14 protein-coding genes are annotated in these 12,577 nt (G+C 60.3%); 9 read left to right on the forward strand and 5 right to left on the reverse strand.

The window, feature by feature from the left end; genetic code table 11:
• Position 1: 1 nt before the first annotated feature.
• Entirely contained in the window at positions 2–910 is a 909-nt protein-coding gene (locus HF675_RS01390; RefSeq protein WP_160029623.1) for a LysR substrate-binding domain-containing protein, read from the reverse strand.
• Between the two features lie 200 nt (positions 911–1,110).
• Between HF675_RS01390 and HF675_RS01395 the strand changes: the two genes are divergently transcribed.
• The gene (locus HF675_RS01395; RefSeq protein WP_255427322.1) at positions 1,111–2,295 is read left to right on the forward strand and encodes an MFS transporter; all 1,185 of its coding nucleotides are present in this window, start codon (positions 1,111–1,113) and stop codon (positions 2,293–2,295) included.
• Complete coding sequence (locus tag HF675_RS01400; RefSeq protein ID WP_187044680.1) at positions 2,295–3,467, forward strand: amidohydrolase; 1,173 nt, start codon at positions 2,295–2,297, stop codon at positions 3,465–3,467. Before HF675_RS01395 ends, HF675_RS01400 begins: the two co-directional genes overlap by 1 nt.
• Before the next feature lie 6 nt (positions 3,468–3,473).
• On the opposite strand, the gene HF675_RS01405 is transcribed toward HF675_RS01400, so the two are convergent.
• The 3 genes from HF675_RS01405 to HF675_RS01415 all read right to left on the reverse strand — a co-directional run bounded on the left by HF675_RS01405 (position 3,474) and on the right by HF675_RS01415 (position 5,705).
• Entirely contained in the window at positions 3,474–4,343 is an 870-nt protein-coding gene (locus HF675_RS01405) for a phosphoribulokinase (RefSeq protein WP_105232905.1), read from the reverse strand.
• Positions 4,344–4,495: 152 nt separating this feature from the next.
• Entirely contained in the window at positions 4,496–4,729 is a 234-nt protein-coding gene (locus HF675_RS01410) for a YheU family protein (protein WP_105232904.1), read from the reverse strand.
• A gap of 1 nt (position 4,730) precedes the next feature.
• Entirely contained in the window at positions 4,731–5,705 is a 975-nt protein-coding gene (locus HF675_RS01415) for a hydrolase (protein ID WP_105232903.1), read from the reverse strand.
• Between the two features lie 119 nt (positions 5,706–5,824).
• Here HF675_RS01415 and HF675_RS01420 point away from each other — a divergent pair, with 119 nt between their 5' ends.
• The 6 genes from HF675_RS01420 (at position 5,825) to tauD (ending at position 10,781) form a co-directional block, all read left to right on the forward strand.
• Complete coding sequence (locus HF675_RS01420; protein ID WP_105232902.1) at positions 5,825–6,427, forward strand: LysE family translocator; 603 nt, start codon at positions 5,825–5,827, stop codon at positions 6,425–6,427.
• Positions 6,428–6,437: 10 nt separating this feature from the next.
• Positions 6,438–7,220, forward strand: a complete 783-nt coding sequence (locus tag HF675_RS01425) for a PhzF family phenazine biosynthesis protein (RefSeq protein ID WP_105232901.1) — start codon at positions 6,438–6,440, stop codon at positions 7,218–7,220.
• A 116-nt stretch (positions 7,221–7,336) separates the two neighbouring features.
• Positions 7,337–8,332, forward strand: coding sequence for a taurine ABC transporter substrate-binding protein (gene tauA, locus HF675_RS01430; protein ID WP_105232900.1), 996 nt, complete (start codon positions 7,337–7,339; stop codon positions 8,330–8,332).
• A 9-nt stretch (positions 8,333–8,341) separates the two neighbouring features.
• Entirely contained in the window at positions 8,342–9,109 is a 768-nt protein-coding gene (gene tauB / locus HF675_RS01435) for a taurine ABC transporter ATP-binding subunit (RefSeq protein WP_105232899.1), read from the forward strand.
• On the forward strand, positions 9,106–9,936 hold the full coding sequence (gene tauC, locus HF675_RS01440) for a taurine ABC transporter permease TauC (RefSeq protein ID WP_111737894.1): 831 nt from the start codon (positions 9,106–9,108) through the stop codon (positions 9,934–9,936). Before tauB ends, tauC begins: the two co-directional genes overlap by 4 nt.
• Positions 9,933–10,781, forward strand: coding sequence for a taurine dioxygenase (gene tauD, locus HF675_RS01445; RefSeq protein ID WP_105232897.1), 849 nt, complete (start codon positions 9,933–9,935; stop codon positions 10,779–10,781). The genes tauC and tauD overlap by 4 nt, the downstream gene beginning before the upstream one ends.
• A gap of 3 nt (positions 10,782–10,784) precedes the next feature.
• Here tauD and HF675_RS01450 read toward each other — a convergent pair whose 3' ends face one another.
• Positions 10,785–11,504, reverse strand: a complete 720-nt coding sequence (locus HF675_RS01450; RefSeq protein WP_105232896.1) for an NUDIX domain-containing protein — start codon at positions 11,502–11,504, stop codon at positions 10,785–10,787.
• A gap of 206 nt (positions 11,505–11,710) precedes the next feature.
• Here HF675_RS01450 and prs point away from each other — a divergent pair, with 206 nt between their 5' ends.
• Complete coding sequence (gene prs, locus HF675_RS01455) at positions 11,711–12,571, forward strand: ribose-phosphate diphosphokinase (RefSeq protein ID WP_187043948.1); 861 nt, start codon at positions 11,711–11,713, stop codon at positions 12,569–12,571.
• Positions 12,572–12,577 lie beyond the last annotated feature (6 nt).

Below are 12,577 nucleotides of genomic sequence, written 5' to 3' on the forward strand. Positions count from 1 at the left end.
TTTACCAGGCGTAGCGCTGACACTGGCCGTGCAGCAAATCCAGCAAACGCCGCGCCGTTACGGTTAGCGGCGATCTCTGCGAATAGAGCACGCAATACTGCGCCTGCGGCAGGGTATCAATCGGCAGCGTGACCACCTGTTCCTGCAAATGCAGCGGACGCGCCATCGCGCGCGCCACAATGGTCAGGTAGTCAGACGCCAGCACCATATTCAGGCCGCAGATGACAGAGTCCGAGCGCACCGGCGGCGTTTCCAGCTGTTGATAAAAATCACCCAGCACGGATTGCAGATGCTGGTAATAGCCCATATCGGTTTCCGGCAGCAGCCATTTGGCCTGGCGCAGCGCATCCAGCGAGCGAGCGTTGGCCAGCGGATGACCGCGGCGGGCGACGATGCAAAATGACGCATTGAACAGCGGCTCGCGCACCAGATCTTCTAAAGGCAGTTCCGGACTGATGGAACCGACGGCGAAATCCAGCCGGCCTTCGCGCAGCGCGGGCAGCAGGGTGGAGAGCTGGGCTTCCTGCAGCACCAGATTTACCTGCGGGAACTGTTTTCGGAACGCGTCGGCCAGCATCGGCAGCACCGTCAGCGCCAGCAGTGAAGAAAGCCCCATCGCCACTGTCCCCTGTGAGTGTTGGCTGATCTGCTGAATCTCATCCGCCGCACGCTGCAGCTCTTCCAGAATAAACTGCATCCGCACCGCGAAAATGCGACCGCTTTCGGTCAGGGTCATGCCCTGATTGCTGCGAATAATCAGCTGCGTGTCCAACGCCTGTTCCAGTTCACGCAGGCTGCGGCTGACCGCCGGCTGGGATTGCTGCAGCGCGCGCGCCGCGCCGCGAATGCTGCCGCTGCGAATCACCTGCTGAAAAACCCGAAGCTGCTGCAATTTTGGCAGGTAGCGCACGTTCATCTCCCTATCAGTAAAAACTATCACCCTGAACAAAATTGCATCTTATGCCGCCAAGGTAAAGACGCTAACGTCATTAGTGGTGACTTAAGTCGCTGTTATTAAAACTATAAGTGATAAGGATCACAATTTCGTTGATGCAGCCCGTCTGCCGACGTGCAATACAGGGGAGTCCAGCCATGAAGCCGCGAGCTTTAATGATTTTTTTGCTTTTTGTCGGTTATGTGATTGTTTATATAGATAAAACTGTGATGGGGTTTGCCCTGTTGCCGATTGAGCGTGAATTTAATCTGCCGGCGGAACAGCTGGGCTATGTCACCGGCGTATTCTTCCTGGCGTATTCATTGTTTCAAATTCCGGCCGGCTGGCTTAACGACCGCTTCGGTTTTAAGAAGGTGCTGTGTGCTTCTTTATTGCTGCTGGGTGGTTTCGCCTTGTGCTTCGGCCTACTGGGCTTTGGCCTGGGGCTGCTGGTGACGTTCCGCTTTCTGTCGGGGATGGGGCATTCCGGCTATCCCTGCTCATGCGCCAAAGCGGTGGTCGCCAACTTTCCGCTGGAGCAGCGCACTTTCGCACAGTCGATTTTGCTCTCTTCCGCCGGCCTGGCGATGACCGCCGGGCCGTTGGTGGCGGTGTACTGCCTGGAGCATATCGGCTGGCGCGGCTCTTTCTCGGCGCTTGGCCTACTGGCTTTTGCGGTTGCCGCCTGCGTGCTGTGGCTGGTGCCGAATCCGCCGCGGGCGGCGCAGCGTTCGGCGGACGGCGCCGGCAATACCTACCGCACCTTGCTGAAAACGCCGATTGTGCTGCTGCTGTTTGTGGCGATTTTCTGTATCAACATTCCGTCTTACGGCTTGATGGCCTGGTTGCCTAAATTTCTGGTTCAGCAGCGTGGTATGGCGCTTGGCATGTCCAGCCTGGTGGTGGCCGCAGGCGGCCTGGGGATCTGGATCTCTTCGCTGGGCACCGGCTGGCTGGTGGGGCGCTATATGCAGGGGCGTGAGCCGCTGGTGATTTTCTGCTGCTCGCTGCTGAGTGCGCTGTGTATCTGGCTGGTTTATACCTCCACGTCGGCATGGGGCGCCAGCGTGTTGCTGTTTTTGGGGTATGTCTTCCTGATGGCGTCCTTTGTCACGGTGTTTACGCTGCCGATGAAGCGCCTGGCGCCGGAGGTGATGGGCGCCGCCATGGGGCTGATCAATACCGGCGGCACGCTCGGCGGTTTTGTTGCGCCGATTGTGATGGGGTATCTGATCACCCTGAGCCAGGGGTATGCATCGACCTTTATCTTTCTGGCGCTGGCGATGGTGGTTTCCGGTCTGGTGATGCTGCCGTTAGCGGTGAAGCCGCGCCAATCCCTGTTAAACGGAGGTGAATTGTGATGAATATCGATAAGCTGATCGACGATGTGGCGGCGGATGTGCTGCGCTGGCGGCGTTATCTGCACGCCAACCCGGAATTGTCGTTTCAGGAGGCGGCTTCGGCGGACTACATTGCCGAGCAACTGGCGGCGCTGGGGCCGTTGAGCCTGCAGAGACCGACGCCGAACAGCGTGGTGGCCGAACTGGCGGGCGGGCGCCCCGGTCCTTGCTACGCCCTGCGGGCGGATATTGATGCCTTGCCGATTCAGGAAGAGAGCGATGAAGCGTTCTGTTCCACCCGGCCGGGGGTGATGCACGCCTGTGGTCACGACGCGCACAGCGCCATGCTGCTCGGCGCCGCCAGCGTACTGTGTCAATTGCAGTCTCAGCTGAGCGGAACGGTGCGTTTTATTTTCCAGCATGCCGAGGAGGTGCCGCCGGGCGGGGCGCAGGAGCTGGTGGATTTGGGCGTACTGGACGGCGTGAAGATGATTTTCGGCCTGCACGTAATGCCGAATTTCCCTACCGGCAGCGTTGCGCTGAAGGAAGGGGTATTCAGCGCCTCCAGCGACAACTTCGATATCATGCTGCAAGGTAAGGGCGGACATGGTTCGATGCCGCAGCTGTGTATCGATCCGGTCACGATTGGCGCCCAGGTGGTGACCGCGCTACAGCAAATTATCGCTCGCCGGCTTGACCCGCTGCATGCGCCGGTACTGACCGTTGCCACCTTTCAGGCGGAAGGGGGTTATAACGTTATTCCGGACAGCGTACGGCTGGCCGGTACGCTGCGTACTCACGATCATGCGGTACGTGAACGGGTGCCACAGCTGGTGGAGCAAACGGTGGCCGGCATTACGCAGGCCAGCGGGGCGAGTTATCAGATGCGGTGGACGCGCGGTTACACCATTGGCGACAATCATCCGCAGGCCTGTGAAATTGCCCGTGAGGTGATTGGCGACACGCTGGGCACCGATGCGCTGCACGAAATGAGCGCGCCGATGTTCGGCAGTGAGGATTTTTCTTCCTACCAGCGGCAGGTGCCGGGCTGTTTCCTGTTTATCGGCAGCGGCAACGACAAGATCGGCGCGACCTATGGGGTGCATAACCCGCGCTTTAAACTGGATGAGGAAGTATTGCAGATCGGTGTGAAGCTGCATGTCGGCTTTATCCGGCGCTTGCTGATGGCATAGGCGCCGTTATTCGATCTTTTTCCCTTCCAGCAGGCGCTGCACCAGCGGCGCCATAATCAGCTCCATCGCCAGCCCCATTTTGCCGCCTGGTACCACCAACGTATTGATATGCGAGATAAATGAACCTTGCAGCATCGCCAGCAGATAGGGGAAGTCGATCTGATCCAACCCACGGAAATGAATGACTACAAAACTTTCATCCAGCGAAGGAATAGCTTTGGCGGCGAACGGGTTGGAGGTGTCGACCGTCGGTACCCGTTGGAAGTTGATATGGGTGCGGGAAAACTGCGGCGTGATGTAGTTGATATAGTCTTCCATCGAGCGCACCACCGAATCCATCACCGCTTCGCGCGAATGGCCGCGCTCGCCGGTATCGCGGATTAATTTTTGGATCCACTCCAGGTTAACGATGGGCACCACCCCGACCAGCAGGTCGACATGACGCGCCACGTCATGCTGATCGGTCACTACGCCGCCGTGCAGGCCTTCATAGAACAGCACGTCGGTCGGCGACGGCAGCGGTTCCCACGGGGTGAAGGTGCCGGGCACCTGATTGTAGGGCACCGCTTCGTCATAGGTATGCAGGTATTTGCGCGAGCGGCCGCTGCCGTTTTTACCGTATTCGGTAAAGCTTTGTTCCAACAGGCCGAAGTCGTTGGCCTCCGGACCGAAGTAGCTGATATGGCGGCCGAGATCGCGCGCTTTGCGGATAGCGGCGTCCATTTCCGGCCGGGTGTAGCGGTGGAAGCTGTCGCCTTCCAGCTGCGCGGCGCGGATATCCAGCTGCTGGAATATTTTGCGGAACGCCACGCTGGTGGTGGTGGTGCCGGCGCCGCTGGAGCCGGTCACCGCGATAACGGGATGTTTGGCGGACATACTTGGGTTACTCCGTAGTAAAAAGCGCGCGTATCAGAGAATAATTTTTAGTGTGGTTGATACGTTTTTGCCAGCGGCAAGCTGCGCGAGTTGGTTTGCAAGATGTCCATTGTTACCTGATTTTTGCCGTCAGTCATAGGGCGCAGACGCGATTACCTCTCCTGATAACCGGCACGCAGCTGCCCGCGCGGCATGATATTGACGGTCTCGTGCAGCTCAGACCACACCAGCACCACCTCGCCGCTTTGCAGCTGGCGGCGCACGTCGGCCACTTTCTGCTCCAGCGAACGTTCATGTTCGCCGTAGTCGGTGCCTTCGCGCAGTACGAAGGCTTCAATCAGGTTATTCAGCGTGTCGCCATCCAGTTCTTTCCAGGGAATAATCACGTTATTTATCCAGATAAGGGGTAAGCCAGGCGGGAATCCGCTGTTCCAGCCACATTTGCGGTTTGTGCAGCGTGCCGCCGACAAAGCCGACGTGGCCGCCGCGCTCGGTCAGCTGATACTCGATGTTGGGCGGCAGAGCGCTCAGATCGGGGATCACCGCGTCGGTCATAAACGGATCGTCTTTGGCGTGGATGATCAGCAGCGGCGTTTGAATCTCGGGCAGCAGCGGCAGCGCGCTGCAGCGCCGATAGTAGTCGGTGGCGTCGCGGAAGCCGTGAATGCGTGCGGTAATGGCGTCGTCAAAGTCGCGCATGCGGCGCAGCCCTTTGAGCTGCGGCAGCTTCAGCGGCAGTGACGCCGGGTCGCGCAGCAGCTTGCGGGTGGCGTTCTGCTTGAGCTGGCCGAGCAGGTAATGCTGATAAACGCGCGAGAACCCCTGTTCCATGCGTAACGAGCAAGGCTCCAGCATCAGCGGCGCGCTGACCACCACGGCGGCGTCCAGCAGGCTCTCCCGCCGCTGCTGCGCCAGATAGCAGGCCAGCATATTGCCGCCGAGGGAAATGCCGACCGCAGCGGTAGGCGCTGCGCCATGGGTATCCCGCAGCCAGCGCAGGAAAAAGCGCGCGTCTTCCGTTTCACCGGAGTGATAAATGCGCTGTTTGCGGTTGGGTACGCCGCTGCAGCCGCGAAAGTGCATCACCACGCCCAGCCAGCCTTTTTCCCGCCAGGCGTGCAGCAGGCCATGGGCGTAGGGGCTGTAGAAGCTGCCTTCCAGGCCGTGGAACAGCACCACCCGGGGCTTATCGCCTGCGCTAGCGGGGTCTTCGCTCCAGGCCAGATCGACGAAATCGCCGTCGGGCAGTTCCAGCCGCTGCCAGTGCGGTTGCAGCAGTACGCGGCGGCGCACCAGCCGCGGCAATAAGGTTTGCAGATGCGGGTTGCCGGCACCGCTCAGGGGACGAAAGGTTTCATGCATAAGGTGAATAAAAATCTTGTTGGCGACTATTGTGTGATCAATAGCGCACTGTTAGCTTCAATGTCATCTGTTAACCATCATACTGCAAAAATCGCGCATGGGTGAGGAGCGCCCGTTTCATGGAATTAAGTTTGTTTCTTTCGCTGCTGGGTTTCCTGTGGGTGGCCGCGATCACCCCTGGCCCGAATAACATGCTGCTCACCACCTCCGGCGCCAATTTTGGCTTTATGCGCTCGCTGTGGCTGATGATTGGCATCATGCTCGGCATGCAGAGCATTTTGCTGCTGGTGGCGTTCGGCGTCGGCAGCCTGATCCTGGTCTACCCTTCATTACACCTTATCCTGAAAATACTCGGCACCGTCTACCTGCTGTGGCTGGCGTGGAAAGTGGCGACCGCCGCTTATGAAAAGCTGGAGACCGATATCGCGCCGCCCAAGCCGGTGCGGCTGTACCAGGGCTGGCTGCTGCAGTTTCTCAACCCTAAAGCCTGGCTGATGGCGCTGGGCGCGGTGGCCAGCTTCAGCCTGGAAGGGGAGCGCTATAACGCGTCGATTCTGGCCATTGCGGTGGGTATTTTTGTGGTGAATATCATTGCCGGCGTCATCTGGCTCGGATTCGGCACCGTTATCGGTCGCCTGCTGCGCAGTAAGAAAGCCTGGGTGATCTTCAACGTTTCCATGGGGTTACTGACGGCGGCCTGTGCGCTGCTGATCTGGCATTAAGGAATAAGCGATGAGCGAAAACTATTTTCACGTTGACGCCTTTACCGGCGCCGGGCTGCGCGGTAACCCGGCGGGGGTGTATCTGTTGAAACAGCCATTGGAGACGGCGCAGCTGCAGGCGATCGCCAATGAGCTGAATCTGCCGGAGACCAGCTTTGTCTGGGACGACGGCGATGTGCTGAGCATCCGCTGGTTTACGCCGCAGCGCGAGGTGGACTTGTGCGGTCACGGCACGCTGGCGGCGGCGCACGTGATGTTTAACGTGGTGAATCCGGGGCTGAACGATGTGCGTTTCCGCTCCGCCAGCGGTGAACTGTACGTCAGACGCGACAGTGAAGACGGCGAACGACTGATTCTGGATTTTCCCAGCCGGGCGCCGCAGCGCATTGCGCCGGTGGAAGCGGTGGCGCAGTTGCTGGGCGTTACGCCACAGGAGAGCTGGCAGGCTACGGCGCTGCTGATGGTGCTGGAGAATGAGGCGCAGGTGAGGGCGTTGCAGCCGGATATCCCGGCGCTGATTGCCGCCGCCGGCCGGGCGGTGATCGTCACCGCGCCGGGTGAGGAGGTGGATTTTGTTTCCCGTTACTTCACGCTGGATGGCGGAGAAGACCCGGTGACCGGCTCCGCCCACTGTACGCTGATGCCGTATTGGGTCGCGCGTCTGGGCCGTCATACGCTGCAGGCCCGGCAGATTTCCGCCCGCGGCGGCGAGCTGTTTTGCCGGCAGCAGGGTGAACGCACCCTGCTCGGCGGCTACGCCCGGATTTTTTTACGCGGGGAAATTACCGGCTGATTATGCACCTTATATCGCCATAAGTAATAAAGAAGTTTTTTTTATTCTTTCATTGCTCGCCAGTGCTCGGATAAAACTGTTGGTAACTGAACAGATGGTTATCAACGGAGCAGATCATGGCGGGCAAACTCTTTTCTCTACGCGGCGCGGCGTTGCTGGCGTTGTCGCTGACGGCGGCCAGCGCACAGGCGGTCGACGTGACCGTCGCCTACCAAACCTCAGCGGAGCCCGCCAAAATAGCGCAGGCGGAAAACAGTTTTGCCAAACAGTCCGGCGCCAAGGTCGACTGGCGTAAGTTTGACAGCGGTTCCGGCGTGCTGCGCGCGCTGGCCTCCGGCGATGTGCAAATCGGTAATATCGGCTCCAGCCCGCTGGCGGTGGCCGCCAGCCAAAAACTGCCGATTGAGGTGTTTCTGATCGCCTCGCAGCTGGGCAGCTCGGAAGCGCTGGTGGTGAAGAACACCATCACGTCGCCTAAAGATCTGATCGGCAAACGCATTGCGGTGCCGTTTATCTCAACCACCCATTACAGCCTGCTGGCCTCGCTGAAGCACTGGGGCATCAAGCCCGAACAGGTAAAAATCCTCAATCTGCAGCCGCCGGCCATTGCCGCCGCCTGGCAGCGCGGTGATATCGACGGCGCATACGTCTGGGCGCCGGTGGTGAACGAGCTGGCGAAAGAAGGCAAGGTGCTGGCCGATTCGGCGCAGGTGGGCGAGTGGGGCGCGCCGACGCTGGACGTCTGGGTGGTGCGTAAGGATTTCGCCCAGCAGCATCCGGAGGTGGTGACCGCGTTTGCCGCCAGTTCGCTGGCGGCGCAAAAGGCCTACCTGAACGATCCTGCCGCCTGGCTGGGAGATAACAATCACCTCGCTACGCTGGCGCGGCTGAGCGGGGTGCCGGAAGCGCAGGTGCCGGCATTGGTGCAGGGCAACCGCTATCTGCCGGCGGCGGAGCAGGTGAGCCAACTGGGCCAGCCGGTCAGCAAGGCGATTCACGATACCGCGGAGTTCCTGAAACAGCAGGGCAAAATTCCGCAGGTTGATGCGGATTACAGCGCCTATGTCACCGACCGTTTCGTCAAGCAGCTGCAGGCTGCGCCACAGCCGTAAGGGGGAGACATGTTAAACGTCAGCCATTTGTCGGCGGAGTATCAGGGGCGCCCGGCGCTGCGCGATGTGTCGTTCCAGATCGACAGCGGCGAGCTGGTGGTGGTGCTGGGCCCGTCGGGCTGCGGCAAAACGACCTTACTGAATCTGATTGCCGGCTTTATGACGCCGGCGGCGGGCAGCATTACGCTGGACGGGCAGCCGGTCCGCGGCCCCGGCGCCGAGCGCGGCGTGGTGTTCCAGCATGAGGGCCTGCTGCCGTGGCGCAACGTGGCGGATAACGTCGAGTTTGGTCTGCAACTGGCGGGCGTCGGCAAGGCGCAGCGCCGGGCGGTGGCGCAAGATATGCTGCGGCGCGTCGGTCTGGCCGGCTATGAGCAACATTTTATCTGGCAGTTGTCCGGCGGGATGCGTCAGCGTGTAGGCATCGCCCGCGCCCTGGCGGCGGACCCGCGCCTGCTGCTGCTGGATGAGCCGTTCGGCGCGCTGGATGCCTTTACCCGCGAACAGATGCAGGAACTGCTGCTGACCATCTGGCGCGATACCGGCAAACAGGTGTTGCTGATTACGCACGATATTGAAGAGGCGGTTTTTTTAGCCAGCGAGCTGTTGCTGCTGTCGCCGGGGCCGGGACAGGTGGTTGAACGCCTGTCGCTGGATTTCGGCCGCCGCTATGCCGCCGGCGAGGCGTGCCGTTCGATCAAATCGGACCCGGCGTTTATCGCCCGGCGCGAATATGTGCTCGGCAAGGTCTTCCAACAGCGCGAGGCATTGCTATGAGCCTGCACTCCACCTTAAAAGCCACCGCGACGTCGGCATCGCCGCGCCGTTTTACACTGCCGCGCCGCGTCTGGCTCAGCGCTTCAACGCTGCTGGCACTACTGGCGCTGTGGTGGGCGGTGACGGCGCTGGGGCTTATCAGCCCGCTGTTTCTGCCGGCGCCGCAGCAGGTGCTGCGCCAGTTGATCACCATCGCCAGCCCGCAAGGGTTTATGGACGCCACGCTGTGGCAGCATCTGGCCGCCAGTCTGGGGCGCATTCTGCTGGCGCTGTTGGCGGCGGTGCTGATCGGTGTTCCGGTCGGTATTGCGATGGGGCTGAACGATACGGTGCGCGGTATTCTCGACCCGTTGATTGAAATCTACCGCCCGGTGCCGCCGCTGGCCTATTTGCCGCTGATGGTGATTTGGTTCGGCATTGGCGAAACGTCGAAAATCCTGCTGATTTACCTGGCGATTTTCGCCCCGGTCGCGCTATCGACCGTGGCCGGCGTGCGCAGCGTGGCGCAGGTGCGGGTGCGGGCGGCTCGCGCACTGGGCGCCAACCGTTGGCAGGTGCTGCGTTTTGTGGTGCTGCCGAGCGCGTTGCCGGAAATTCTGACCGGCATCCGCATCGGGCTGGGCGTAGGCTGGTCGACGCTGGTGGCGGCGGAGCTGATCGCCGCAACGCGCGGTTTAGGTTTTATGGTGCAATCCGCCGGTGAATTTCTGGCGACCGATGTGGTGCTGGCCGGCATCGGCGTGATTGCGATAATTGCATTCGGCTTAGAGCTGGGACTGCGTGCCCTGCAGCGCCGTCTGACCCCGTGGCATGGAGTACAACAATGAACGAACGTCTGGTGATTACCCCGTTAGGGCCGTATATCGGCGCGCTGGTGGAAAATGTGCAGCTGGCGCGGCCGCTGGGTGACGGACAGTTTGAGCAGCTGTATCACGCGCTGCTGAAACATCAGGTGCTGTTTTTCCGCAATCAGCCTATTACGCCGCTGCAGCAGCGCGATCTGGCGGGACGCTTCGGCGACCTGCATATTCACCCGGTGTATCCGCACGCCAGCGACGTGGAGGAAATTATCGTGCTGGATACCCACGATAATAATCCGCCGGACAACGATAACTGGCACACCGATGTCACCTTTATCGAAAATCCGCCGCTGGGGGCGATCCTGGCGGCGAAAACGCTGCCGGCCACCGGCGGCGATACCCTGTGGGCCAGCGGCATTGCCGCCTATGAGGCGCTGTCGGCACCGTTCAAGCAACTGCTGAGCGGTCTGCAGGCGGAGCACGACTTCACCAAGTCATTCCCGGAATATAAACATCGCGGCAGCGAGGAGGAACACCAGCGCTGGCGACAGGCGGTGCAGAAAAATCCGCCGCTGCTGCATCCGGTGATCCGTACCCACCCGGTAAGCGGCCGGCAGGCGCTGTTCGTCAATGAAGGCTTTACCACGCGGATTGTCGATGTGTCGCCGAAAGAGAGCGAGGCGCTGCTGGGCTTCCTGTTTGCTCATATCACCAAACCGGAGTTCCAGGTGCGCTGGCGCTGGCAGGAAAATGATATTGCCATCTGGGACAACCGCGTGACGCAGCATTACGCCAACGCGGATTATTTGCCGCAGCGCCGTATTATGCACCGGGCGACGATGTTGGGTGATAAGCCGTTTTACCGCGCCTGACGGTTAATCCACCATCAGATTGCGGGAAAAATTGTGCATATCGACCCCCGCCTTTTTACGATACAGGCGCGCCTTGCGCGCGCCTGTCGCCATCATCTTGCCGGTATCCTCAAACATCTCCGCGGCGTCAAAGCGCCGCATCAGGCTCTTGCGCTGTACCGGCTGCGCCAAAATGATTTCCATCACTTCCTGTAATTGCGACAGCGTAAACTCCGCCGGCAGGCAGTAGACCGGCAGCATGGAGTAGGCGGTTTTCTGGCGCAGGCGCTGCAGCGCCGCATCGATAATCGCCAGATGGTCGAACGCCAGCGTCTGTTTACGCAGCGTTGTCAGCGGCAGCCAGGCGGCGTCATCCACGTCGGCAATATGGGCCTGGCAGTCGGCGTGGGCGATCAGGGCAAAATAGACCGTGGTCAGGCTCCAGCCGCGCGGGTCGCGCCCTGGGCCGGAAAAGCTCTCCAACTGCGCCAGATACGGCGGGGCGACGCCGGTTTTCTCCATCAGTTTGCGCTGGGCGGTGGCGCCGGTGGAAGCATCGCGCTGCAGATCGATAAAACCGCCCGGCAATCCCCATAATCCCTGATACGGGTGGTTGGCGCGTTTGACCATCAGGACGCACAGCTCTCCCTGATGAACGGTAAACAGCACGCTGTCCACTGTAACAATCGGGGAGGGGAAACGGCTGGCGTCGTAGTGTTGCAGATAGTCGGTTTCCGTGGACATTGCGCGGGGTCTCGCTGAAAGGGTCTTTGGGACACTATAGCGAGCGCGCCGGTGTTCAGCAAGCGGGGTTGTTTCATTTCTTTTTATTATCAGTTGGTTATATTTTTATCTCTGCGTAGGCGGATTTTTTACTTGCCAATTAGTGTCCCTTAGACAATTATATAAATGTCTTACAGACACTAATTATTGAATCACGGGAGGCGGGCATGCATACAACACTGCAGTTATTTCTGGATGGAGAGGAAGTTCAGGTCATCAGCGGTCAGTTTCCTGATGGCGCCGTGTATGCCCGCTTCGCTGTGCCGGCGGCGGCGGGCGTCGCGCAAATGCGTATCCGGGCCGCCGCGATGCGCAGCATGGATGATTTTATGGCGCTGGCGCAGTTGGTGGATGCGGTGCGTCACCACTACCCCATCCGCGAGAGCCTGCTTGAGCTGCCTTATCTGCCGTTCGCCCGTCAGGATCTCCATATGGGCGCCGGCGACAGCTTTGCGCTGAAGGTGTTCGGCCAACTGCTGAATACGCTGAAGTTTGATCGGGTGACGGTGCTGGACCCGCACAGCGACGTGGCGGCGGCGGCGATTGACCGTTTCCACGCGGTTGCTCAGCAGCACTGTATGCAGCACAGCGCCAGGCTGACGCAGCTGCTGTCGCAGCAGGTTTTACTGCCTATCGCGCCGGACGCCGGGGCGCTGAAAAAAATCCACGCCGTTGCAGAACATTTTGCGCTTAACGAGTACGGCATCATGACCAAACACCGTGACGTGCAGAGCGGCCAACTGACCGGGTTTGCGCTGCTGGCCGGTGACGTGCGCGGCAGAGACGTGCTGATCGTGGACGATTTGTGCGATGCCGGCGGCACCTTCATCGGCGCGGCGCAGGTGCTGCGCCAGCACGGCGCGCGCAGCGTCAGCCTGTACGTCACGCACGGCATCTTTTCCAAAGGCGTTGAGCATCTGCTGGCTCAGGGCATCGACAACATTTATACCACCACCTCATATGCGCCGGCGGATATCGCCGGAGCCCGCGTTGAACTGATTGATATTGCGCGTATCTACGCCCATTAAGGAGAG

The sequence above is a fragment of the Serratia sp. JUb9 genome, from assembly GCF_014298095.1.
GTDB classification, from domain to species: domain Bacteria; phylum Pseudomonadota; class Gammaproteobacteria; order Enterobacterales; family Enterobacteriaceae; genus Serratia_B; species Serratia_B rhizosphaerae.

Excerpts from the sequence above, each read along its gene's own strand:
- HF675_RS01395 (WP_255427322.1), top strand. The coding sequence starts at position 1,111 with ATGATTTTTTTGCTTTTTGTCGGTTATGTGATTGTTTATATAGATAAA.
- HF675_RS01400 (WP_187044680.1), top strand. The coding sequence starts at position 2,295 with ATGAATATCGATAAGCTGATCGACGATGTGGCGGCGGATGTGCTGCGC.
- HF675_RS01405 (WP_105232905.1), bottom strand. The coding sequence starts at position 4,343 with ATGTCCGCCAAACATCCCGTTATCGCGGTGACCGGCTCCAGCGGCGCC.
- HF675_RS01415 (WP_105232903.1), bottom strand. The coding sequence starts at position 5,705 with ATGCATGAAACCTTTCGTCCCCTGAGCGGTGCCGGCAACCCGCATCTG.
- HF675_RS01420 (WP_105232902.1), top strand. The coding sequence starts at position 5,825 with ATGGAATTAAGTTTGTTTCTTTCGCTGCTGGGTTTCCTGTGGGTGGCC.
- HF675_RS01425 (WP_105232901.1), top strand. The coding sequence starts at position 6,438 with ATGAGCGAAAACTATTTTCACGTTGACGCCTTTACCGGCGCCGGGCTG.
- tauA (WP_105232900.1), top strand. The coding sequence starts at position 7,337 with ATGGCGGGCAAACTCTTTTCTCTACGCGGCGCGGCGTTGCTGGCGTTG.
- tauB (WP_105232899.1), top strand. The coding sequence starts at position 8,342 with ATGTTAAACGTCAGCCATTTGTCGGCGGAGTATCAGGGGCGCCCGGCG.
- tauC (WP_111737894.1), top strand. The coding sequence starts at position 9,106 with ATGAGCCTGCACTCCACCTTAAAAGCCACCGCGACGTCGGCATCGCCG.
- tauD (WP_105232897.1), top strand. The coding sequence starts at position 9,933 with ATGAACGAACGTCTGGTGATTACCCCGTTAGGGCCGTATATCGGCGCG.
- HF675_RS01450 (WP_105232896.1), bottom strand. The coding sequence starts at position 11,504 with ATGTCCACGGAAACCGACTATCTGCAACACTACGACGCCAGCCGTTTC.
- prs (WP_187043948.1), top strand. The coding sequence starts at position 11,711 with ATGCATACAACACTGCAGTTATTTCTGGATGGAGAGGAAGTTCAGGTC.